Raw genomic sequence first — 25,345 nt, 5'->3', positions numbered from 1 at the left:
TTACTACCCGCTATGATACGACATACCAGAAGAATGATCATCCCGCTGCTGTTGTTGTCTGCCGCCAACGTCTATGGCCAGGAGCAGAAAAGTGTGTTGCAGTTGGCGGAAGCAGCTTATGCCAGACAGGAGTATGCCGTGGCCGGCGCGCTCTATAACAGGATCGCCCGCCAGAAAGGAGACAGGATGAAGGTAGAGCAACTGATGAAAATGGCCCGTAGCTTCCAGGAGATCGGTTACTATAGACAGGCGACGGACATATACAAAGAGATCACCAGTCGCCCTGACCGCCCCGCCGCCGCTTATTTCGCCTACGGCGAAGCGCTGCGGCAGCTGGAGCAGTACGACGAGGCGAAGGCGCAATATGCGCTGTTCGCCACCAGTAATGCCGATAGCCTTCAGCTGAAGGAAATGGCGCTGAAAGGTTGCGACAGCGCGGTGGTATGGACCGCCAAAGGCGCGCCTGTGCAACTGAAGCCGCTGAAAGAACTGAACACCCCCGGCTCGGAAGTGGTGAGCGGCGTAGTACAGAAAGGACTGCTGCTGATGTCGAACGGCTACCGCACCATGGCGCTGAGCAGCGGCTCACAGGCCAAACCGCCCAAAGACAAGCGGACGGAGGAACCTTATTACAAGGCGTATGTTTATCAGCAATATGCCGGTGATAACTCCAACGCCTATCTGGAAGAACTGGTGCCGGGACTGCTGGGTAAATTTGATTATAACATCGGGCCGGTATGCCTGAATAATACTGAAGATACACTGTACGCCACAATCAACATACAGGGCAAAGAAGTACCCTATACGGGTAAAGGCGTTGTCAACGGCGTACGTCATCTGCAGCTTTACCAGTCTGTAAAAAAGGATGGTAAATGGGAACCGCTGGTGCTGCTGCCTGGCATCAACCTGGAAGGATATTCTTCCAGTCATGCCGTGCTCAATTCCACAGGCGACGTCCTGTACTTTGTGTCTGACCGTCCGGGCGGACTGGGGCAGACAGATATCTGGTACTCTGAGAAACAGGCCGATGGCTCCTGGGGCGCGCCTGTCAACTGTGGCAGCCAGGTCAACACCGTCGCGTCAGAGACTTTCCCCACCGTCAACGAAGAAGGCATTCTCTACTTCTCCAGCAGGGGACATGCCGGTATGGGTGGTTATGACATCTACCGGATAAGAGGCGCCAAGGCCGCCTGGGAAGCACCGCAGAACATGAAGCTGCCGTTCAACTCCGGTGCAGATGATATCGGGCTGATACTGAAACGCAACGGCTATGAGGGTTACCTGGCTTCCAGCAGAACAGGCGGCCTCGGAAGGGACGATATTTATTACTTCTCCGATGCGCATTACTTCAGCAGGGTTGACAATGGCCAGAATGAAAATTCAAACCCAAATCCCAATGCTAATCCGAACATACATCCAAACCCCGGTCAGCCGTCAACCCAGGGCAACGGTTCGCCGTCCGGTTCCGATGGCGGAAAACCTGTTCCGGTGGTGAAACACCATACGCCTGAAGAGGAAGATGACAAAAAGAAACTGGAAGAACTGAAGTTCCTCTATGATTACAACAGTACCGCGCTGCTGACAGAGTCCCGGAGGATACTGGACCAAGTGGCCGCCGTACTGAAACGTTATCCTGACTGGAAGGTGGTGATCACCTCCTTCGCGGACAACCGCGGTAGTGACCAGTATAACACCGACCTGTCTGCGTTGCGTTGTTATGCGGTAATAGACTATCTGGCCAACAAAGGCATCGATCCCAAACGCCTTTACTACAGCAACAAAGGAGAGAAAGATCCGGTGAACGGCTGTAAGGACGGCGTGCCTTGTAAAGAAGAAGATTATAAGCAGAACAGGCGTTCTGAGCTGCGGATAAAATGGTAATGATGAAAATGAAAAGCGGGTGCCCGGAAATAATACCGAGGCACCCGCTTTGTCGTTTGTATAAGACTATCTGATTTTGTTCATGGTACTGTCATCACAGTGTTCCCTGAGCCAGTCCACATGAACGGTATTGTCAAGGAATGTGCCGGTATGAATAAGTTTGTCAAGGTTAAAATTCATATCTAAATATAGGAAGTACGGAGGATATTAGCGCTTGGTTATCAGTCCTGCGTGCCAAACAACAAAATTTCTTTCACTGCCACGCGGCTGCTTTCCGGCTTGATACCGGTAATCACGTACCGCACGTATTGTACGCCGGGACTGCTAAACAGCACCGCTTTGTAATCCTGTCCGCTGGACAGTTTATCCGGGCTGGCGACGGTCCACGTATTCCCGTCAGACGATGTTTCTATCCTGTAGTTGTACCAATCGCTGTCTTTCCCCCAGAAGACCTGGCTTCCGGTTAAAGAACAGGGCTTTCCCAAATGAAGTGTGATGACTAACGGGAAAGTATTGCCGGTGGTTGTCCAGCCGGTGACGTTGTTTTTGTCTGTCAGCGCCCCGGAACCTGGAGGGCTCACCTGGCCGTTGATCGCAATTTTTACGTTGTTTAAAGGAATTTCCCGGAGTATATTGACTTGTCCTGCTTTGGCTGTTATGTCAGCATGTCTCCGCTGATAGTCATTCACCCATTTGGCATGCGGTGCGTCGGGGACAGTTTTTGTTGTACGGGCTTGTGTGCGGATGGTTTTAACAGCGCGTTCCAGTCCTTCGCTTTCCGCGGTGATCGTGATTTCACCGGGCATATCGCTGCTTTGGACAAGGGCATATCCTATTCCGCCTTCCGTGTGTTGCACCGCGATGGCTGCATCCGGGATGTTGCCGCCAACAAGGTGACCGGCGCCGGTAACGTGCAGCCGGACACTGTACGATTGTCCTGCCTTTGTGTTGGCGACCAGGGTACCGTTTTTATCACATACTTTGATGTATACCGGAATCATATCAGAGCCATCAGCAATGAGTGGCGTAGTCGGTCCCGGTATTGTTATTTCCAGGTGGTGGGCCGTTTGAGGGGTGGTGACAGTGTGGCTGCATACCCGTTTGCCGTCGAGCCAGCCTTCGGCGTGGAGCGTGCCCGGCTCATAGCGGCCTAACGCGAACGCATATAGGGGACTACCGTTTTTAGCAGCAATGAAGGGCGCTGTAGCAGCGTTGCCGGAGCGGGTTTTACGGCCCACGAGCTGGTTGTTGCGGTACAACAGCACGGTATCACAGTTCGAAAAAACAATGATCGTGGAATCGGTGCCCGGCAGGTTATTGTAGCTGGCGATGAATACCATGGGACCGTATGATTTATTACGGGCTGACTGCATGGACTGCAGCTGGTAGTAGCTGAATTTTTCATAACGGTCCATATCTGTCACGCCGCTGAACGCCGTTACGGGATCACTGCCACGGGTATAGTCATTGTAGCTCCACACGAAATATCCGCCGATGCGGGGATTGGCATCCAGCCGGGCATGGTCCCAGTATCCGCCGTGTTCTTCGCTGGTTTCCCCGTTAAGGGCCTGCTGACGCAAAATACACTGATTGATCATTCCCCGGGCCGTGTATTGACGGGAAGCACGCAGGCCGTTTTCCTGTGCTGCGTCTGCCACCCAGGTATCTCCCCATTCCCGGGTGAGGGACGGTTTGCCTGGCGCCGGGTCTGTCATGTCCGGGTTGACCACTTTGTAGAAAACATCGTAATGATCGCGGCTGCGTTTATTGTAATCATCTGCGGTGAACATTTGGTCTCCCGGCATATCTTCATGTGCTATCCGCACTGCTTCCTGCATCCAGGTGGAAGGAGTAGGGGATTCGTTCAGGGAAGTTTCCCAGAGAAATACCGCAGGGTGGTTCCTGTCGCGGCGTATCATTTCCCTGATATCGCGGAAGGTGCGTGCTTTGAAGATGCTGTCTTCGCTGTAATGTTGCCAGCCGGGCTGGCATTCGATGACCAGCAGGCCCAGTTCATCGCAGGCGTGCAGGAAATCAGGTGACGCCGGGTAGTGGGCCGCCCGTACTGCGTTGAAACCGCCTTTTTTGAGCTGCCATGCATCGCGGTATTGCAGGGAGGCCGGCGCTGCATCGCCGATATAAGGATAAACCTGGTGACGGTTGGCGCCTCGCAGGTAGAGTTTTTCTCCGTTAATGTAAAAGCCATCTGCTTTAAAGGAAATTGTGCGGATACCCGTTGGCGTTACCCGTTTGTCGACAAGCAATTTACCGTTGTAGACCTCCGATTCCAGCTGGTAGAGATAGGGATGGTCCGGATGCCACAGTTGTGGGGCGGTGATATGAAGTTGTTGCCGGAACGTGGTGTCCTTTCTGCCGTTGAGAAAGACCGTCTGCCTGGAGGACGCTACAACCCGCCCGCTTTTGTCTGTCAGTTTGCTTACCAGGGTGGTGGCAACTGATGGCTGTCCGCTGTTCATGACCTGCGTATTGACCAGCAGGTCGGCGGCTTTTGCAGATACGTTTCTGCTCATGGTAAATATACCGCCTCCCGCTATTTTGCCGGCTTCTGTTTCATCGGGAATGTAAAGCTGGTTGGTGATGACCAGCGACACTTTTCTGTAGATACCGCCGTAATAGTTAAAGTCCAGCGTGGACATTTTTTTGCCGGGCGGCGTTTGCGGGTTGTCGGTATTGGAAACCCTTACGGCCAGCACATTTGACTGCCCGGGACGTACTTTGCCGGAGATGTCTGTGCCGAAACGCATATATCCTCCGTGGTGTTCATCCAGTTTTTCGCCATTCAGGTATATTTCGCAGTCTGTCTGCACACCTTCAAAGGAGAGATAAAGCCGGCGGCCGGCCCAGTCAGCCGGTATGGTGAAGTAGCGGCGGTACCAGCCTATGCCCTGGTATACCTTGCCTCCTCCGTTATGTTTAGCGGTGATGCCCATCACATGGGGAATAGTCACCGCTTCCCATGACGCATCGTTGAAGTCTGCCGCTGCAGCGTTGCTGACGTCCTGTTGACAGAATGCCCAGTTACTGTTGAAGTCCAGTACCAGTCTGGGAGACAGACGGGATTGTGCGGTGGTGGCGGTGGTTAATGTCAGCAGCAGCAGGCACCATGCGGCGTATCGCCGTAATAAACGGTGGTCCTTCTCCTGCGCTCGTGGAGAATAATACGTGTTCACTGTTGATCTTCTTTTTTTGGATGCGGGGTAAAGTACGCGTTTTTACAGGAATATTTTAACGTTCTGTTTTTGCTATAATAATTATAATAGAAAGCCAGAAGTTAAATTATTTTGATGATGAATTAATACAATGGAAATTTGCACTGTCAATCACGGAAATCGTGGATGGATACAGAAAAGAAAATATCATGAGCATAAACATTTTTGGACCGGCCACTGTCGGTCTGCTGCAACTGAACAACCGCATCGCGATGGCCCCTATGACAAGGGCCAGGAACGCAGATGGTATTCCTAACGACAACAATGCCCTGTATTATGCCCAGCGTGGCGGCGCCGGGCTGATCATAACAGAAGGCGTGGCCATATCAGACACCGCCAAAGGCGTGCTGTACATCCCGGGACTGTATACCAGGGAACAGGTGGAAGGCTGGAAGAAAGTCACCGCCGCAGTCCATGCAAAGGGCGGCAAAATATTTGCCCAGCTGTGGCATGTGGGAAGAGTTTCCCATACGTCCAACCAGCCAGGCGGACAGGCGCCCGTTGCCCCGTCAGACATACAGGCGGCGCAATCCAAAGCCTGGGGATATGACGGGAACGGCAAAGAGGGCTTTGTGACCGCTTCTAAACCCCGTGCGCTGGCTACAGCAGAGGTAGCGGGCATTGCGCAGGATTTTGCGCTGGCAGCGAAAAACGCGGCCGCCGCTGGTTTTGACGGCGTAGAGCTGCACGGTGCCAATGGCTACCTGATTGAGCAGTTTTTGAATCCGCATGTCAACAACCGGACAGACCGTTATGGCGGTAGCATAGAGAACCGCAGCCGTTTTCTGCTGGAAGCCATTGATGCCAGCATCGCTGAGATAGGGGCTTCCAAAGTGGCCATCCGGCTTACGCCCTATGGCGGCCTGCATGAACTGCCGCATTATGATGAAATTGAGGCCACCTACGCCTATCTGGCAAAGGAATTGTCCGCAAGGAAAATTGCCTATATCCACATTATGGACCAGCAGTCACGCGGCAGCTTTGCTTTGCCCGAAGGTTTCCTGGAGAGGTTCCGCAGCTGGTACGATGGTACTATTATACTGGCCGGCGGCATGGACCGTGAAAAGTCCGAAAGGCTGATCAATGCCGGCACAATTGACATCGCGGCCTTCGGCGAGCCTTTCATTGCCAACCCCGACCTGGTGGACCGGCTGCAGCACAACTGGCCGCTGACGCCGCCTAAGCGTGAGCTGCACTACGGCCTGACAATGGAGGGTTACATTGATTGGAAAACATATGAGCACAAAGCAACAGCATGCGAAACAGCGTAATAGATAAAAGGATATTGCCGCTGACTATTGGCGGCCTGGGGATAGGCACTACAGAATTTGCGATCATGGGGCTGTTGCCCGATATTGCCCGGTCTTTTAACGTCAGTATTCCGCAGGCGGGGCATTTTATCTCCGCCTACGCCATCGGGGTGGTGCTGGGTGCTCCGCTGCTGGTGGGCTATTCGGTGAAATTTCCACCGAAGAAGGTGCTGATGGCGATGATGGCGCTGTTTACCGTTTTTAACGGGTTATCGGCGCTGGCGCCAGGGTACATCGCTATGATGTTGCTGCGGTTTCTGTCCGGTCTTCCACACGGCGCCTTTTTCGGCGTAGGGGCGGTAGTGGCCTCTCGCATTGCAGGGGAAGGGAAGGAGGCCCGGTACATCGCGCTGATGTTTACAGGCCTTACAGTGGCCAACCTGGCCATGGTGCCGCTGGTGACGTATATCGGGCATATGTTCCACTGGCGCTGGTATTTTGCGGTGGTCAGCGGAATAGGATTGCTGACGTTGATATCGCTTCGATGGTGGCTTCCCGCTATGGACGGGAAGAGCGACGCAGGCAATATTGCGGGGGAACTTCGTTTCCTGAAAAACAAGCAGAGCTGGTATGTGCTGCTGATCACGGCCATTGGCTTCGGCGGCCTTTTTACCTGGTTCAGCTACATCACGCCGCTGATGACGGAGGTATCCGGCATCAGGCAGGGCAACATGGCCTATATCATGGTGCTGGCAGGCGGCGGCATGGTGGTGGGCAATCTGCTGGGCGGTTACCTGGCCGACCGGATAGGGGCTGCACGCACCAGCGCGCTGCTACTGTTTCTTATGATGACGGCATTGGCTGGCGTATTCTTCTTTTCCACCTCCACGGCAGCATCGGTGGTGCTGACTTTTTTATGTGGCGGATTATCCATGTCTGTTGCCGCGCCGGTAAATATGATGATGATGCGGGCCGCGCCTGGCGGGGAAATGATGGCCGCTGCGTTTATGCAGGCTGCCTTTAACATCGCTAATGCACTGGGCGCTTATCTGGGCGGGATACCACTGGAATACGGTATGGCCTATACGTACCCGTCGCTGGTAGGTGTGGGCATGGCGCTGATCGGGCTGGTGATCGCGTTGACATATATGACGCGGTTTGGCCATCAGCAAGCAAATTTTTTTATTTTTGATGAATAATTTTCACTACTTTAGTGGTGTATGCGTAAACGTATACTTTTTTAACTCAAAATTTTTAACCATTTATTTCTTACTGCCTATTCCTCTTACCGGGAGGTACGCAGTGATACTATCGAAGGTCCTATAACCTACATGTTATTGATAATGGCTACACCAGGCCACTGATCATTTCACCAGAAATATATTTGAATGAAGCGACTGGACTCAGTATAGCGACAGCTATGTCCTGGCCGGTACCGTTACCCCTTTAAAGTGCTGTGTTGTACGCGGCGCTGAAAAATCATATATCCTCATTCACCATTCACATGCCGGCATTCGCGGGCTGCCTGTGCGCAGCCTTCTGGCGGAGCTATTTACAAAATTGTATCATTTATGAAGTACACATCGCGTCCGGATACATTGCAGGAGTTATTGACCGGACTCAAAGATGAACCAAACAAAGGGATCACCTTTGTCACGGGCAGCAACAAAGAAACGTTTCTTTCCTATCAGCAGTTGTATGCAGACGCTTTATCGTGGCTGGCCCATCTGCAGGAGAAGGGCCTCACGCCGGGCACAGAACTGGTATTGCAGGTGGAAGACGGCAAAACCTTTTTACAGCTCTTTTGGGCCTGTTTACTCGGCGCTATCATACCGGTGCCCGTTGCGGTTACCTATGAAGGTGAAAACGCGCAGAAACTGTACCGGATCAAAAACTTCCTCAACAAACCCGTGCTGGCCGTTAAACGCGCCCATTACGAAAAACTGCTGTCTGGCGCAGCTGCGGCCGATAGTCAGGGTTTCGACCATATCATCTTTACAGATGACAAAGAAGACAACGATAAAAAAGGGATAGTCGTTCCCGTTACACCGGAAACCATCGCTTTCCTGCAGTTCTCCTCCGGGTCTACAGGAAACCCCAAAGGCGTGGTGCTCACGCACAAGAACCTCATTACAAATGTATATGAAGCCATCACGGCACACCGGCTTACGGAGAACGACAGCCACCTGAGCTGGATGCCGCTGACACATGACATGGGACTGATCGGCTTTCACCTGTATCCGTTTGCCGCAGGACTGAACCATTACCTGATGCCAACAGACCTGTTTATCCGCAACCCTTTATTGTGGATGCAGAAAATTTCGGAACACCGCATCACCATAACGGGTTCTCCCAACTTCGGGTATAAATATTACCTGAACCAGCTTACGCCTGAAAAAGGAGAGGGGCTTGACCTCTCTTCCCTGAGAATCATTTTCAACGGGGCAGAGCCGATAGCGGCGCCTTTATGCCGTCAGTTTATAGAAGTGCTGGGCGATTATAAGCTGGACCCTAAAGCTATGTTCCCTTGTTACGGCCTGGCAGAAGGCACGCTGGAAGTGAGCCTGGCCGATATGGACACTGTTTTCAGCAGCGTATTCGTGCGGAGAGACTCGCTGATAATGGGACAGCCCGTAGCTGTCACCAGTGGCGAAGACATATCGGTTGAAAATACCGAAGTCGTGAATGTGGGAAAAATTATTGGCGGCGTGGCTGTCAGCATTACCAATGAAGCAGGCAAGCCCTTGAAAGACGGTCATCTGGGCATTGTTCAGATCAAAGGCGATGCTGTCACCAGCCGCTATTATAACAATGAAGCGGCCACAACTGCCGCTATCAAAGATGGATGGCTTAACACGGGCGATACGGGTTTTATGATAGATGGTTATCTGTATATCGCCGGCCGTTCGAAAGACATCATTTTTGTCAATGGCCTGAATATCTACCCGCATGATATAGAACATACAGTAGAACGGGGGCTGGGGCTGGAAGCCGGTAAGGTGGTGGCCTGTGGGGTAACGGATGAAGAGACTGGTACGGAAGCGGTGGTCGTTTTTGTTATCCATAAATCTTCTGTAGAGAAATTTCTCCCTGTTATTGCCACTATAAAAAGATATGTGGCTTCCCAGCTGGGGCTGGAAATAAAACACGTGCTGCCGATCCGGAAGGTGCCTAAAACCACCAGCGGAAAAGTGAAGCGTTACGCTTTTATGGAAGAATACCGGCAGGGTGTTTATAATGATATTATCGGCGAGATAGCTGCCGCACAACAACAAGCCGCCGCTATCAATACAACGCATACACGCAGTTTTGAAGAAATCCGCAACTGGTTGCAGCAATGGCTGCAACAGCGCTTTAAGCTGACGAATGAAGTGTTGTCGGCCGACCGTGTCTTTGCGGAATACGGCCTTACCTCCATGCAGGCGGTCATGCTGGCGGCCGATCTGGAACAGTGGCTGCAGCAACCGGTAGACAAGACGGCCATCTATAACTATACTACCGCCACCTCCCTGGCGGCGTATCTTTCCGGTGAAACCGGTAATACCAAAACAGATCAGCCACGGCACCAGGCTGCCGGCGAGAAAGTGGCCATCATCGGCATCGGTTGCCGTTTCCCGGGCGGTGTGAACAGTCCCGCTGCATTCTGGGAACTGTTGCGTGAACAACGTAGTGGCGTGACCGTTGTCCCGGAAAGCCGCTGGAACATAGCAGATTATTATAGCGCAGACGAAGATGAGACAGGAACGATGTATACCCGTCATGGTGGTTTCATAGAACAGGCAGACCAGTTTGATCCGCTGTTCTTCGGCATCTCGCCGAGAGAGACCACGGGCATGGACCCGCAGCAACGGCTGTTGCTGGAAGTCAGCTGGGAGGCCATGGAGCATGCAGGCATACGTCCTTCCTCGCTGAGAGGCAGTGACACCGGCGTATTTATCGGGCTGGGAACAGACGACTATCAGCAGATCGTGCAGGAGCATACGCCACCAGCCATGTTTGAAGATGCCTTCAGCAGCCTGGGACTGCAAAGAAGCGTGGCCGCCGGCAGGATCGCCTATTTGTTTGATTTCCATGGGCCCGCCGTGCAGCTGGACACCGCCTGTTCCTCTTCTTTATTGAGCGTGCATCAGGCATGTCAGCATCTGCTGCTGGGCGAGTGCTCGCTGGCACTGGCCGGCGGCGTGAACCTGATGCTGACGCCCGATACCACTATCCGCCTGTGCCGTATGAAAGCGCTGTCGCCCACCGGGCAATGCCATGCTTTCGATGAGCAGGCAGACGGCTATGTGAGGGGAGAAGGCGCCGGTATGATCGTGCTGAAGCGCCTCAGTGATGCATTGCAGGACGGCGATAATGTCCTCGCGGTCATCAGCGGCTCGGCCGTAAACCACGACGGACAAAGCAATGGGCTTACGGCACCCAATGGTATCGCCCAGCAGCAGGTGATCAGGAAAGCCTTGCAACGGGCCGGCGTTGAACCGCATACCGTGCAGTATGTAGAGGCACACGGCACCGGCACGAAGCTGGGCGACCCTGTGGAAGCACAGGCGCTGCATGCGGCCTATGGCCAGTCCCGCGCGGTGGACAATCCGCTGCTGCTCGGGGCGGTGAAATCCAATATCGGTCACCTCGAAGCGGCGGCAGGTATCGCAGGGCTCATCAAAACCGTCTTGTCGCTGCAACAACAGCAGCTGCCCGCTACCCTGCATTTTAATATCCCGAGCAGTTACATCCCCTGGAATGATATGCGGCTGAAAGTGGTAGACCGGCTGACGGCCTGGCCCGCGACCAGCGGCTTAAGACGCGCGGCCATCAGCTCTTTCGGGCTGAGCGGCACCAACGCGCATGTGGTCCTGGAAGAAGCGCCTGCCGTTATCAACAACGTATATACCGGACCGTTACCTGCATGGCCTTCCTTTCCGCTGACGCTCTCTGCTAAATCACCGGCAGCGTTACAGTCGCTGGCTGGCAGTTACGCGGCAGCCCTTGAACATACGCCCGAAACATTGGCGGATATCGCTTACAGCACCTTCACCACAAGAGATGCCTTTAATTACCGCATCGCCTTTCAGGCGGATACGATCGCGGAAGCGGTGCGCCGTTTGCGGGCTTATGCAGACAATCCTTATACGGAAGAACTGCTGTCCGGTATGGTGCAGCCCCGCGATGGCCAGCTGGTATGGCTTTTCACCGGAGGCGGCTCCCAGTACTGGAACATGGGGACAGAGCTGTATCAGCACAATGAGGTCTTTCGCGGGGTGGTGGACCATTGCGACCGCTGGCTTGAAGCACAGTGGGGATTTTCGCTGACCTCCCTGTTGTACAAAATGGAAAAAGAAGCTGCCAATGAATTACTGCTGGAGATGACTTATTTCCAGCCGGCCATCTTCGTTATTTCCTGTGCGCTGGCGGAAGTGTGGAAATCATGGGGCATATCACCGGCCATTGTGGCCGGCCATAGTGTGGGCGAATACGCTGCCGCCTATGTGGCGGGCGTGTTCAGCCTGGATGACGGCCTGAAACTGGTAACGGAAAGAGCGCGGCTGATGCAGGCCGTGAAAGAGCCCGGGTCTATGGCGACCGCCTTCGCCGGAGAAGAGGAAGTGGCGGCCATTATCCGGCCGTTTGGCAACGATCTGGCCATCGCGGCAGTGAATGGCCCTGCGCTGACCGTTATTTCCGGCAAAAAACAGGCAGTGGCCGATGCATTGAAATTATTGGAAGCGGCCGGCATCAACAGCCGCCAGCTGCTGATAGCCCATGCGTCCCACTCTCCGCTAATGGAGTCCATGTTGGACGAGTTCCGCCAGGTGGCCCAACAGATTGAGTTCCGGGCGCCACAGCTGCAACTGATTTCCAATATCACCGGAGAGGTGGTCTCCGCCGTGCCCAACCATCAGTACTGGTGCGATCAGATCATTTCACCGGTATTGTTTGCCCAAAGCATACAGACCATTGCGCGGCTGGGAGGCGATATCCTGATGGAACTGGGACCACAGCCCAATTTGTTGTCCATGGTGCAGCTTAGCGCTGAATATGCGGAAGATCACCTGCTGCCCTGTATGAAAATAGGTCATTCCTCCTGGGAGATGATGTTGCAGGTACTGCTGACTTTATACGTGAAAGGGCTGCCTGTGCGGATAGCACAGCTGTTTGACCATCCTGGTTACCGCAAAATCAAACTGCCCGGATATACGTTTAACCGCCAACGTTATTGGACCGAAACAAAAGAACCGACACCCATTATTCATCCGCAATACGAACAAAAAAGTAAGATCATGCCTGAAAAAAATCATGTACCAGCTCAGCGTACCGCCATTCTGCGGGATATCACGGATATCTTCAGCAGCCTGCTGAAGATTCCGGCTGCCGATATTAACATACACGCCCGTTTCCTTGAAATGGGTGCAGACTCGCTGGTGCTGGCGAGCGCAGTGAGAAGGATAGAGAAGAAATACAATGTGAATTTTTCTATCAGGCAGTTGTTTGAAACACTGTCCACCATTCACCAGATAACGGACTACATTGTGGCGAAGAACCCGGCGCCGGAAATTACCGCTGCTCCGGTGGTGGCGGAAGCAATACAGGAGATCGTTGCACAGCCGGTTGTCAATGCCGCGGCACCGGTCCGTACAGTGAAGACGAACGGCGTCCGGCCACAGGCTACATCACCCGACGCCGCGGTGTCCACACGCCTGTTCAATTTCCTGGAACAGCAGCTGGCGTTGTTATCACAGCACCTGGGCACGGAAGAGTTGCCGCAGTTCTCCACGGCGGTACCGGCACCACCGGAAGCGGTGAAGACTAACGGAAACGGGCACACGCCAATTGCGCCTGCGGCGGTAGAAGTGGTAAAAGCGCCCGCGCAGCATCGTTCTATCTTCCCCAAGATGGAAAAAACCCCTGGCCAGTCCGGCTATACGGCCGCCCAGCAGGAATACCTCGACGCATTCATCCGGCGGTATAATCAAAAAACACAAAAATCAAAAGCGCTCACGCAACAATACCGGCCGGTATTAGCGGACAACCGTGCGTCGGCAGGGTTCCGTTTCTCTACCAAGGAACTGGTATATCCTATTCAGGCCGCATCGTCTGCCGGCGCCACCATCACTGACATAGACGGCAACACCTATATCGATCTGGCGATGGGCTTTGGCGTGGACTTGCTGGGGCATTGCCCGCCGGTAGTGGTGAACGCTATCCAGGAACAACTGCAGCAAGGGTTCCAGCTCGGGCCGCAAACACCGCTTGCCGGACAGGTAGCGGAATTGGTGACGTCCCTCACCGGCGCAGAACGGGCCAGTTTCCATAACTCCGGTACCGAAGCGGTGATGACGGCCATCAGACTGGCGCGTACCGTTACCGGAAGAAAAAAAGTGGCTGTCTTCGCAGGCGCCTATCACGGTCACTTCGACGGCACGCTGGCGGCGCCGGAAGATCTGGAAAAATCACATGCAGGCGTTCCGATGGCCCTCGGTATCATGCATAACATGGTGGCCGATGTGCTGGTGTTCGACTATCATCATCCCGATGTGGTGGAACAGATCCGTGCGCACAAACACGAACTGGCTGCCGTACTGGTAGAACCGGTGCAGAGCCGCAAGCCGGGATATCAACCTAAAGCTTTGTTACATGCATTGCGTGATATGACAAATGCAGAAGACATCGCGTTGATTTTCGATGAGATGATCACCGGTTTCCGCATCCATCCCGGTGGCGCACAGGCGCATTTTGAAGTACGTGCTGATCTGGCCACCTACGGCAAGATCGCGGGAGGCGGTCTGCCCATCGGTATTATCGCCGGTACCCGTAAGTACATGGACGCACTCGACGGTGGCCTATGGCAGTATGGAGACGACTCCTTCCCGGCCACAGACACCACTTTCTTTGCCGGCACCTTCTGCAAACATCCGCTCAGCATGTCAGCTACGCTGGCACTGCTGAAGGAACTGCAACAGCGGGGCCCTGCGCTGCAGGAAAAGCTGAACAGCCGCACCACGAAGCTGGTCAGCGAATTGTCGGCTTTCTTTAAAGAAAACAATGTGCCCATGGACGTACATAATTTTGGCTCCCTGTTCTATTTTGCCATCACTTCCAATATGGACCTCTTTTTCTATCACCTGTTAGAGAAAGGTGTATATATATGGGAGGGCAGGACCTGCTTCCTCTCTGATGCCCATACAGAAGAACATGTCCGCCATATTACGAAAGCGGTGAAAGAAAGTATCCGGGAGTTGCAACAGGAAGGATTCCTGCCGAAACCTGCAACGCCGGCCGCTAAAGGAAAAACGATGGTGCTGTAGAAAAGTTCCTCCCTTTGTATATAAGAGGCTGCGCCGGAGAAGCTCCGGGCGGCCTCTTTTCGTTTATGGGACAACGTTAAGATGCCGGTTTTCGCAGTGATTATTTTTGCGCCGCTACAATTTCTGTCGCAGAGAGTTGGTCTAAATTTATTGAAGCAACCATTACTGAAGCAGCCATTACTAAAACAACCATTATTGAAACAACCATTCTTCACCAAAATCTCAACTAGCCATGAGAAAAGTTTTACTCTTCGCAATGGCGCTGTCGTGTAGCATAACAGCGTTTGCGCAGGATTACTGGAGGCCGCATACTGCCGCCGCCGGGATCACTAAAGACAAAGCCGTTGCCCGGCTTGCATTTCCAGCCACCTACAAATTGTTTGACCTGAACATCGCTCCTTTACGGAGTGAAGTGTTTAAAACGGTTGACAGCAAACAGGCCCGCACCACCATCATCTCCCTGCCCAATGCGGACGGGCAAATTGAGCAATACGAAATCAGGGAGGCTTCCAATTTTGAACCTGCCTTACAGGCACGCTTTCCGGAGATAAGGGCTTTCTCCGGTAAAGGTATTACCGACAAACAAGCCACTTTAAAACTGAGCATTTCCCCGCAGGGAGTACAGGCCATGGTGTTCCGTACTGAAAAAGAGAGCGAATTTATTGAGCCTTATTCTGCTGACCACACGGTATACACCGTGTTCAAAAAACAAGCAAAAACCTTACCCTGGAAGTGTTCTACTCCTGAACAGAAACTGGCCACGGGTATCGGCCACCAGGTAGGCACTGTGGCACGGTCTACCGGCGACGCGAAGACCTTACGCCTGGCACAATCTGTTACAGCGGAATACTCCAACTATTTCGGCGCTACCAGCGCTTCTCAGGTCAACCTCGTACTGGCGGCCATCAATGCTACGCTGACCCGTTGCAATGGCGTCTATGAAAAAGACCTGGCCATCCATCTGAACCTGATCGCAGGGGTTACCAACATTATTTTTTATGATCCGTCAACAGACCCTTATTCTGATGCATCACAAGGTGCCGGCGGAGCATGGAACAGTGAATTACAGAACACGCTGACCACCAAAATAGGGGCGGCGAATTATGATATCGGCCACCTGTTTGGTGCATCCGGCGGCGGCGGTAATGCCGGCTGTATCGGTTGTATCTGTGTCGATAATCAAAAGGGGAGCGGTTTTACTTCTCCCGCAGATAACATCCCCCAGGGAGATAATTTCGATATCGACTATGTGGTGCACGAAGTAGGCCACCAGCTGGGCGCCAACCATACCTTCTCCATGAGCAATGAAGGCACCGGTGTTAACGTGGAACCCGGTTCCGGTATTACCATTATGGGGTATGCCGGTATTACCAGCCAGGATATTGCCCCGCACTCCATCGCCTTCTATCATGCTGCTTCCATTGCGCAGATCCAGGCCAATCTTGCCGGCAAGACCTGCCCGGTAACGACCAGCATCTCGGGTACCAACGCCACACCCGTGGTGAATGCCGGCGGCAATTTCACAATTCCCATCAGCACGCCGTTTGCGCTGACCGGTTCAGCCACCGATGCTAATCCCGGTGATGCGCTGACCTATTCCTGGGAGCAGAATGACAACGCCACTTCTTCACAAACAGGATCAGCCAGCGTGGCCAGCGCCACCAAGGCAACCGGCCCTAACTGGATATCCTATGCGCCTACCACTTCCCCGGTAAGGTATTTTCCCAAACTGGCCACTATCCTGGCGGGCGGCCTGGTGTCCGGCCCATTGCCCGGCGGCGATGCAGGTGCTAATACCGAAGCATTGAGCTCCGTTAGCAGAACCTTGAAATTCCGCCTGACAGTAAGGGACAACGTGCCTTACAGCTCTACGGCGCCGGTGACCATAGGGCAGACCAACTTCGCGGATGCCACGATAACAGTGACCAATACGTCCGGGCCTTTCGCTATAACAGCACCCAATACCAATGTATCATGGGCAGGTAATTCATCACAAACAGTTACCTGGAACGTGGCCAATACCAACACCGGTGCGGTCAGCTGCGCCAATGTCAAAATATCCATCTCCACAGATGGCGGCAATACCTTCAGCACACTGGTGGCCAGCACGCCTAACGACGGCAGTGAAGCGATCACGGTGCCCAATACGCCTACCACCAATGCCAGGATAAAAGTGGAAGCGGTAGGTAATATCTTTTTTGATATCTCCAATGCCGACTTTACCATTACCTCCGGCTCTGGTTGCGCTTCACCGGCAGGACTGACAGCTTCCGCCATCACCACTACTTCCGCTACCGTAGGATGGACAGCCGTGAGCGGCGCCGTATCATATGATGTGGACTATAAGGCTACTTCCTCTTCCACCTGGACCAACGCCGCCACAGCCACCACCGCTGTTTCTGTGAACCTGACAGGCCTTGCCTCCGGAACTACCTACGACTACAGGATAAGGACCAATTGCAGCAGCGGCAGCAGCGCTTATGCAGCATCACAGTTCACTACGACTTCCACCGGTACCTGCAATGCACCGGCTGGTCTGACCAGTTCCGCTGTCACCGCTGCCAGCGCTACGCTCAGCTGGACTGCCGCAAGCGGCGCTGTATCGTACGATGTAGACTACAAGCCTAATACCTCGTCTACCTGGACCAATGCAGCCACTGCCACCACCGCCACCTCCGTGAACATAAGCGGTTTAACATCCGCTACTTTGTATGACTGGAGAGTGAGGACCAATTGTAGCAGTGGTAGCAGCACTTACGCCGCTGCACAGTTTACCACTTTAACCTCTTCCGGTTGTGCCAACCCATTGGACAACTCCACCAATGGAACGACAGCCGGCGCTGCTACCATTCCGTTTAACACCGATGTTACCGGTTTGATCAGCCCAAGCGGAGACGTGGACCATTACAAATTTGTGATCACTACCGGTGGCACTATTACCATCACGCTGCGGACTTTGCCCGGTGATTATGATTTGAAACTGCTGAACAGCGCCGGTACACAGCTGGCGATATCACAGGCTGCCGGTACTTCCAATGAAACGATCAGCAGGACCGTTACGCCGGGTACCTATTATGCACAGGTGTATGGCTACAATGGCGCCAACAGCGCTACTTCCTGCTATACCTTACGGGTACAGTTAGGTACGGCCAGCCGCACCGACAATGACGTCGTTGTCAGCAAGGAAGGAACAGATATCAAAGAAATCAAAGGACAAAAGGTGGACATCTTCCCGAATCCTGTCAATAATATCGTGAACATCAGCCTTACCGGTTTCACCGGAAAATCTGAAGTGAGCATGCTGGACGTGAATGGCCGTGAGGTGTTGCGCAGGGAAGTGGGGCTTGTGAATTCACAGCTGGACATTTCTTCGCTGCCTCCGGGCGTTTACCTGATCAGGGTGAAGAACGGCGTGAAGCAGGTGTATCTGAAGAAAATAGTGAAACAGTAAGCAGACTACAGGACCTGATATAGTAAAAGGACGTCTCATGTATTTGAGACGTCCTTTTTGTTTTAGAAGTTAGTGCTGATAATGAGATTGTTTCTGTCCGAAGTAGCGAAGTCCATCGGCAGGATACCGTATCTGCCGTGTGTGTTGTTGGTAAAGTAGGTGTTGATCTGCGGATTGATGGCGTTAGAAACGGTGGTAATGCTGGGAATGCCAAATATCAGTGGTTTGTAGCCGCTGGTGAAATTGATGTACAGCGTTGACGGTGTGCCGTTTTTAGCTTCGTTCAGCAGGGTGGTGATGCCGGACCATTTGGCGTTGTTGTCCGGTACCTGGTACTGGTCCTGTACGCGCAGGGTGGAATTGCTGTTGTTGATGGTGAAAGTAGTGTTGTCGGCCCAGTTGGTGGCTTCAATGCCTTTAGGCGTAGCGGACGCGCCGAATCTTCTGAGCAGCACTATTTTGCCGCGTACATCGCCGAGGTTGGGCACGGTGGCGGACAGATACCATTTGCCAGGTTGCTGGGCGGTGTAGCTGTCAAATGTCTGCTCGAAAGTCCTGGTGTTGTTGGTCGCGTCATATTCTTCCTTCACGCTCATCACGATGGTCTCTGTAGGATTGGCCGACAGGAAGGCGTAGCAGGCGGTCACCACATCATTGAAGTTCATGTTCTGATAGATGCTGCCGTGATGGATGGCAAAAGCATCACCGATGTGGCGGCACCTGATATCAAGGAACCTGATGCCGGCGTCCAGTTGTTGCGCGATAGTGAGGTCCTGGCATTTGGCCGTGCCACCGATGGGCTCAAAACGGGCGCCGCTGTCGTGTGTGCCGGGAATGCTGATGGCCGCCAGGTTGCGGTCATTCGGAATAGTGCTCATCCAGCTGTTGAGCGAAAAGGCGAGGGCGGCGTTGTTGGCGACAGACTGATTGTCGGCCGTCACTTTGCCCGGCTGAATGTTGTCCGTAAGGTCTTTTTTACAGCCAAACAGGCCACAGATGGCGATAGCCAGCAGAAATTGAGGGTGTTTCATGGGAACTTTTGTTTGTTTAAAGTGAGCAAAAAAACTTTGGATTCTGATTATCAGATACGTGGAATTAATAATTTGTTAATCGTTCGGAAAGTGATGTTACGATAGCATACCGGAAAAGCAACTGCAGTTTGACTGCTTTGGGGTAAATTTGTTTTAAAAAGCGCGAAATGAATACCGGCGATACCTCGAATCTGGTCAGGGTATATGACACGCTGAATTTTGTGGAAGAGAACTATAGCCGGCTTATTTCCGTCAAAGAGCTGGAGCAGGTGTCCCACTATTCTTACCGGAACATTCAGCGGATATTTAAGTATACCTGTGGAGAGACGATTGGTGCCTATCAGCAACGGCTTAAAGTGGAGAATGCGTACAAAATGATTTTGTATACCCGGGAAACACTATCCTCCATCGCGCTGGAAGTGGGTTTCGCCAATGCAGCTTCTTTTTCCAAGGCTTTCAGGCTGCATTTTGGGATGTCGCCCAGCGAAGCGAGGGAACGTAAACTGCCGCTGTTGGCCGGTGCAGAGATTGTTCCGCAGGAGACAGCAACGCGGTTGATGCCGGAAATTATTTATGTACCACCGGTAACTGTCTATTACCAAAGCGCTTTTATCGATTATAACCATGAAGATGTGGAGGCGCTGTGGGAGCGGTTTATGCTCCACCAGTTTGACGGCGCCGGAACGGTATTTTACGGCATCGTGGCAGATGAGCCACTGATACGGGAAAGCCTGAAATGCCGGTATGATGCCTGTGCTTCCACACAGGGCATAAAAGGAAAGCTGCCATCAAAAACAATCCCCGCTGGCAGATACGCCAGTTTTATGCATTATGGCAGCTATGAAAACATAGAAGATACCTATCAGAAAATTTACGCAGGCTGGATACTGGACACCCACCTTGAATTTGCCCCGACACCGGTCATTGAAAAATATATCAAGCACCCCGATAACACAGCTTCCATAGCAGAACAGGAAACTGCCATATGGTTGCCGCTCCAGTAAGATTGTCAATTTAGGACAACAGGATGGTTGTACGCTGCGATAGTTTTGTGCTATCAAAATGTTAGTTTTTAATGACAAGTAAAATGACAACAACACTTATGGTCCTGTCTGCACTCGTGATGTCCTGCGCCAAAGAAGACGCCGGAACACCCGCAGTCCCGGCCGACACTACAGCTGTTCTCTACAAAATGCCGGAAGAAGCGGCCCCACATGAAGGTACCTGGCTGCAATGGCCGCACGAGTACCAGTACGGCAGGGCCTACCGCAACCGCCTCGACGCCGCCTGGATTGCCATGACACAGGCGTTAGTGCCGGGAGAGAAAGTCCATCTGGTGGTATATGACCAGGACGAACGGGAACGGGTTGCTGACTTGCTGCAAACAGCACAGGTGCCAATGGCCAATGTGGATTTTACCATCAGCCGCACAGACGATGTATGGGTGCGTGACAACGGTCCCATTTTTGTAAAAGACGGCAATGGCCGCCTGCTTGTGGAAGACTGGGGCTTCAACGGATGGGGCAATAAGGCAGCTTACGAAAATTGCGACCGGATACCCGGTGTGATCGCCGCCAATAGTGGCATGCAGCGCATAGACCTTAACACCGTGATGATCAATGAAGGCGGAAGCGTGGAAATGGACGGCGATGGCGTATTAATGGCCTGCAAAAGCTCCGTTCTGAACAAAAACCGTAATCCCGGCATGACACAGGAACAGGCGGAAGCGCTGTTCACAAAATACCTCGGCGTCACCCGCTTTATCTGGCTGGATGGGAAAGCCGGACTGGATATCACAGATATGCATATCGACGGTTTTGCCCGGTTCGCAGACAGTAATACCATCATTACCATGTCAGCAGATGACCTCGACTACTGGCAGGTGCCGCAACAGGATATCCGTACCCTGTATAGCGCTGTCAACAGGAAAGGCACGGTTTATAAGTTTGTGAAGGTGCCGCTTACGCAAAACAACGTGGTAACGACTTACGGAAAGAATGTGGGGAAAGGGTCGTACATCAACTTCTACATAGCCAACAATGCTGTGTTGGTACCCAACTACAACGATCCTAACGATGCTGTCGCCAATAGTATCATCCAATCGCTTTATCCGGGAAGAAAGGTTATTGGCATTGACTGCCGCAACCTGTTTGCCAACGGAGGAATGGTACACTGCGTGACACAGCAGCAACCCAGGTAAGGCAGGAAATGATCAGCTGTGCTTAAATAATTGTGCCAGCAGTTCAACAATAATGCAGGTTACGAAAATAACTGCTTTCAGGTTCTTTTTTAAGTACTGCATGAAGAGATGTTTTAATGGATAGTCTGTTGTTCTCTATAATGGCTGTCTACAGGTTTTCTGCTACAAGGAATTCTCCCGGCGGGGGGAGTTCCATCATTTAACTAATATACAACAAATTTCAAAAAAATACAAAGCCTGTCATTTTCATTAACTTGGCCGCAGAACATATTTTATGCAGCAAAAACAATTCGTCATCGAAGGCAGCCGGATCAATGATATTCCTGATTTCTATGCGGAAATAAACCGTTTGTTCATGACCGGTGAAGACTGGCAGCTGGGCGGCAGCCTGGATGGCTTCAATGATTTACTGCATGGTGGTTTTGGCGCCCTTGATGGTGACGGGCCTGTTACGCTTGTCTGGAAAGATATGGCGCACAGCCGGGCGGCATTGGGCATTGCCACCACCAGGAAATATTACGAAGGGAAGTTGTCGCCGGGGTCGCCTTATAACAAAACGTATTTTCAGGAGAAGCTGGCAGAACTGGATAGCGGCAGGGGGCAGACTTACTTTGATATACTGATGGAGATCATTGCAGATCATCCTAATATTACGGTGGTGGCCCGGTAGCTGGTATTACAAGGCCTGTGACGCTGATTGCCCGCGGTTTTTTTCTTCCTGTCATCCCGCTGAAAAAAAATAATTGTAAAATTGACAAATATTTTATTTCTTTGAAGCACTTTAAAAGAATCGCTATAATTCCACGTTATGCAAACAACCTATCGTCATCGCTTTATTACCGGCATCTTCTGTCTGTTGGCATGTTCGCAGGCATTACGGGCGCAGAATAAAGTCACCTTTCATCCTGACGCGCCAACACAGACGATCAACCGCAATATTTACGGACATTTTGCTGAGCATTTAGGAAACTGTATCTATGGAGGATTTTATGTGGGGGACACCTCCCGCATCCCCCATGTCAATGGGGTCAGGAAAGATATTATTGCTGCTTTAAAAACCCTGAAAATCCCCAATCTGCGCTGGCCGGGAGGCTGTTTCGCAGACACCTATCACTGGAAAGACGGCATCGGGCCAAAGGACAAGCGGCCCACGATCGTGAATACCTGGTGGGGCGGTGTCACTGAAAACAACAGTTTCGGCACGCACGATTTTCTGAACATGTGCGAGGAGCTGGGCGCAGAGCCTTACCTGGCAGGCAACGTAGGCAGCGGCACCGTGCAGGAGCTGGCCGACTGGGTGCAGTATGTCAATTTCCCGGGAAAAAGCCCGATGTCGGACCTGCGGCAGCAAAATGGCCGGCAGCAGCCGTGGAAAGTCCGCTACTGGGGCGTTGGCAACGAAGCCTGGGGCTGCGGCGGGAACATGCGGCCTGAATATTATGCGGACGTTTACCGCAAATACGCCACCTTCATGAGCGGCAACACTTTCAAAATAGCGTCAGGCGCCAATTCCAACGATTATAACTGGACAGAGGTGCTGATGAAAAATATTCCGCTGCACATGCTGGACGGACTGGCATTACACCACTATTCTATTATCGACTGGGGCAAAAAGGGAGACGCTGTTAATTTTACGGAAGAACAGTATTTCCAGACCATGCGCAGCACCTGTATGATGGATACGCTGGTGCGCAAGCATTCCGCCATCATGGACAAATACGACCCGAAGAAAAAAGTAGCGCTGGTAGTAGACGAGTGGGGCGGCTGGTATAACGTGCAGGAGGGTACGAACCCGGGCTTCCTCTTTCAGCAAAACACCATGCGCGACGCCATGATCGCCGGCGTGACGCTCAATATCTTCAACAATCATTCCGACAGGGTGCGCATGGCCAACCTCGCGCAAACGATAAATGTGCTGCAGGCGGTTATCTTAACCAAAGGAGAGCAACTGGTGCTGACGCCTACCTATCATGTCATGGAGATGTACAACGTACACCAGGACGCCACGCTGGTACCGGTGGAAGTGCAAAGCAACAGCTATACCTACAAAGGCGAACAACTGCCAGCGGTCACTGCTTCTGCTTCCAAAGACAAGTCCGGCGCAACGCATATCTCACTGGTGAACATCGACCCTGCCAAAGCCCAGGAGATCACCGTACAGACAGGCACGGCCTACCGTACTGTTTCCGGCCGTATCCTCGCCTCGTCCAAATTGCAGGATTACAACAGCTTCACGCAGCCTGATAAGATTAAACCAACGGCATTTAAAGATGCGGTATTGAAAAATAATACGCTGTCAGTAAAGTTACCTCCGTTTTCCGTGGTAGTACTGGAGCTTAAATAGATTTTTACTTTTGTGTCCCGATGTTAATTTTATACCGGATACGCTGCTGATTAATTCAGCAGCGGTCCGGTAACTTATTTCCACGTTATGCCGATATCCCTGAAACGATTGCACCGCCTGTCCGGTATTATCTTAGCCTCATTTCTGTTGTTGCATATCACTAATCATCTGTTCGCATTGGGCGGGCCGCAGTGCCATATCACGGTCATGGATATACTAAGACATGTTTACCGGTTTTGGCCGGTGGAGCTGTTATTGTTGTTGTGCGTGGGTTTTCAGGTAGTCAGCGGGCTGGGCCTCGTTATGAAGAAAGGATTTGTACGGCAACCCTGGTATGTGGTGGCCCAGGTACTGAGCGGGCTGTATCTGTCTTTTTTTCTGATCTATCATGTACAGGCTGTGCTGCGAGGGCGTTTCCAATGGAAGATGAACACCGGCTTCTACTTTGCGGCCGGCGTGGCAAACCACTACCCGGAGAAATTATTTTTCATTCCGTATTATACGCTGTCCCTCGTGGCTGTTTTCACCCATATCGCTGCGGTACATTACCTGAAAAGGATGGAACAATGGCAATTAAAGCCGGAAGACCATCTCAAACGCAGGTATAAAAACGAGACGATCGGTATTGGTATCGCCGGAGGGTTGGTCACTTTCCTGATCATGATCTCCCTGTGCGGCGTCTTGTACGCCATTTAAAGCGCGTTTCCGGTAAGAATATACCGGAAACGCTGCTTCATTACAGGAATTTGCTGAGTTTGCGCTTGAAAAACGCCGCGCTCTCTGCGATGCTGTCCATAGCGTTGCCGGTGCGGAAATTACCGCCCTGCTCCAGGAAATAGTATTGCAGCCCGGCGGTACGGTAGTCCGGCAGTATTTTCGTATAGTCGATGGTGCCGTTGCCCAACTCCGTATAGTCCCGCGTCTTACGGTCTATATCTTTAATATGCCACATGACAAAACGCCCGGGTTGTTCCCGGAAGTAATCCGCCGGTTGTTTTTTGGAGTTGCGAACAACCCAGTAAAGGTCGATCTGTAGTTTTACCAGGTTAGGGTCTGTTTCCTTCATGATAATCTGGTAACCATTTTCCCCTCCGTGATCGATAAACTCAAAATCGTGGTTATGATAGGCGAAGCCCAGGCCGGCTTTTTTTACCCGTTCCCCGATGAGGTTCAGTTTTGATGCCAGCAGTTTGAATTTATCGATGCCCCTGTCTTCAGGGGCCAGCCAGGGCCAGGTGATGTACTTCTGGTCCAGCTGCCTGGCGCCTTCAATACATTGGTCCACATAGGCCAGCAAGTCTGCCTCAGGCGCGTTCAGGTATTTGAACAGGTCATAGTGCCCGCTGGTGGTGGTTAACCCCAGGTCTTTCAGCAACGTCCGGAAGTCTTTGGCGCGTAAGCCATAATATCCTACCTGCGAAGGGTCAAAACCATAGGTCTCTAAATCCTGGTATCCCATTTTCGCTACGCTTTTAAGGGTACCGGTAACGTCTTTTTCCATCGCATCACGGATGGTGTACAGTTGTAGTCCCATTTTAAAACGTGGAGGGGCGAGCGCGGCCAGGCTGGGGGTGGAGAACAGCGCCGCCATCACAGCGGTGCCGGATTGCGCCAGGAAGCGGCGCCGGTTGATTGTGTCAAAGTTCATAGATAAT

Annotated in this window: 13 protein-coding genes; 10 read left to right on the top strand and 3 right to left on the bottom strand. The window is 52.4% G+C overall.

Features of this window, described 5'->3' with window-relative positions; all coding sequences use genetic code 11:
- Nucleotides 1-12 precede the first annotated feature (12 nt).
- Nucleotides 13-1,881 carry an OmpA family protein gene (locus tag ACTJJS_RS29860; protein ID WP_440667343.1) on the top strand — a complete coding sequence of 623 codons (1,869 nt, stop codon included), beginning with the start codon at nt 13-15 and terminating at the stop codon, nt 1,879-1,881.
- Between the two features lie 221 nt (nt 1,882-2,102).
- Here the strand turns inward: ACTJJS_RS29860 and ACTJJS_RS29855 are convergent, their stop codons facing one another.
- Nucleotides 2,103-5,072 carry a glycoside hydrolase family 2 TIM barrel-domain containing protein gene (locus tag ACTJJS_RS29855; protein ID WP_440667342.1) on the bottom strand — a complete coding sequence of 990 codons (2,970 nt, stop codon included), beginning with the start codon at nt 5,070-5,072 and terminating at the stop codon, nt 2,103-2,105.
- A 188-nt stretch (nt 5,073-5,260) separates the two neighbouring features.
- Here ACTJJS_RS29855 and ACTJJS_RS29850 point away from each other — a divergent pair, with 188 nt between their 5' ends.
- The 4 genes from ACTJJS_RS29850 to ACTJJS_RS29835 all read left to right on the top strand — a co-directional run bounded on the left by ACTJJS_RS29850 (nt 5,261) and on the right by ACTJJS_RS29835 (nt 18,115).
- Nucleotides 5,261-6,382 carry an alkene reductase gene (locus tag ACTJJS_RS29850; protein ID WP_440667340.1) on the top strand — a complete coding sequence of 374 codons (1,122 nt, stop codon included), beginning with the start codon at nt 5,261-5,263 and terminating at the stop codon, nt 6,380-6,382.
- Nucleotides 6,367-7,560, top strand: a complete 1,194-nt coding sequence (locus ACTJJS_RS29845) for an MFS transporter (protein WP_440667338.1) — start codon at nt 6,367-6,369, stop codon at nt 7,558-7,560. The genes ACTJJS_RS29850 and ACTJJS_RS29845 overlap by 16 nt, the downstream gene beginning before the upstream one ends.
- A gap of 372 nt (nt 7,561-7,932) precedes the next feature.
- On the top strand, nt 7,933-14,664 hold the full coding sequence (locus ACTJJS_RS29840; RefSeq protein WP_440667336.1) for an aminotransferase class III-fold pyridoxal phosphate-dependent enzyme: 6,732 nt from the start codon (nt 7,933-7,935) through the stop codon (nt 14,662-14,664).
- A gap of 232 nt (nt 14,665-14,896) precedes the next feature.
- Nucleotides 14,897-18,115, top strand: coding sequence for a reprolysin-like metallopeptidase (locus tag ACTJJS_RS29835; RefSeq protein WP_440667334.1), 3,219 nt, complete (start codon nt 14,897-14,899; stop codon nt 18,113-18,115).
- Nucleotides 18,116-18,177: 62 nt separating this feature from the next.
- Here the strand turns inward: ACTJJS_RS29835 and ACTJJS_RS29830 are convergent, their stop codons facing one another.
- Nucleotides 18,178-19,146, bottom strand: coding sequence for a phosphatidylinositol-specific phospholipase C (locus ACTJJS_RS29830; RefSeq protein WP_440667332.1), 969 nt, complete (start codon nt 19,144-19,146; stop codon nt 18,178-18,180).
- 167 nt (nt 19,147-19,313) lie between these two features.
- On the opposite strand from ACTJJS_RS29830, the gene ACTJJS_RS29825 reads away from it, so the two are divergent.
- The 5 genes from ACTJJS_RS29825 (at nt 19,314) to ACTJJS_RS29805 (ending at nt 24,386) form a co-directional block, all read left to right on the top strand.
- Nucleotides 19,314-20,150, top strand: a complete 837-nt coding sequence (locus ACTJJS_RS29825) for an AraC family transcriptional regulator (RefSeq protein ID WP_440667330.1) — start codon at nt 19,314-19,316, stop codon at nt 20,148-20,150.
- 83 nt (nt 20,151-20,233) lie between these two features.
- Nucleotides 20,234-21,346 carry an agmatine deiminase family protein gene (locus ACTJJS_RS29820; protein ID WP_440667328.1) on the top strand — a complete coding sequence of 371 codons (1,113 nt, stop codon included), beginning with the start codon at nt 20,234-20,236 and terminating at the stop codon, nt 21,344-21,346.
- 274 nt (nt 21,347-21,620) lie between these two features.
- A complete protein-coding gene (locus ACTJJS_RS29815; RefSeq protein WP_440667326.1) occupies nt 21,621-22,016 on the top strand; it encodes a barstar family protein in 396 nt (131 codons plus the stop codon).
- 138 nt (nt 22,017-22,154) lie between these two features.
- Complete coding sequence (locus ACTJJS_RS29810) at nt 22,155-23,690, top strand: alpha-N-arabinofuranosidase (protein WP_440667324.1); 1,536 nt, start codon at nt 22,155-22,157, stop codon at nt 23,688-23,690.
- A gap of 87 nt (nt 23,691-23,777) precedes the next feature.
- Nucleotides 23,778-24,386 carry a hypothetical protein gene (locus ACTJJS_RS29805; RefSeq protein WP_440667323.1) on the top strand — a complete coding sequence of 203 codons (609 nt, stop codon included), beginning with the start codon at nt 23,778-23,780 and terminating at the stop codon, nt 24,384-24,386.
- 40 nt (nt 24,387-24,426) lie between these two features.
- Here the strand turns inward: ACTJJS_RS29805 and ACTJJS_RS29800 are convergent, their stop codons facing one another.
- On the bottom strand, nt 24,427-25,338 hold the full coding sequence (locus ACTJJS_RS29800) for a sugar phosphate isomerase/epimerase family protein (RefSeq protein WP_440667321.1): 912 nt from the start codon (nt 25,336-25,338) through the stop codon (nt 24,427-24,429).
- Between the last annotated feature and the right edge of the window lie 7 nt (nt 25,339-25,345).

The organism is Chitinophaga sp. 22308 (assembly GCF_052045305.1).
GTDB classification, from domain to species: Bacteria; Bacteroidota; Bacteroidia; order Chitinophagales; family Chitinophagaceae; genus Chitinophaga; species Chitinophaga varians_A.
This window is presented reverse-complemented; position numbering and strand designations above follow the sequence as displayed.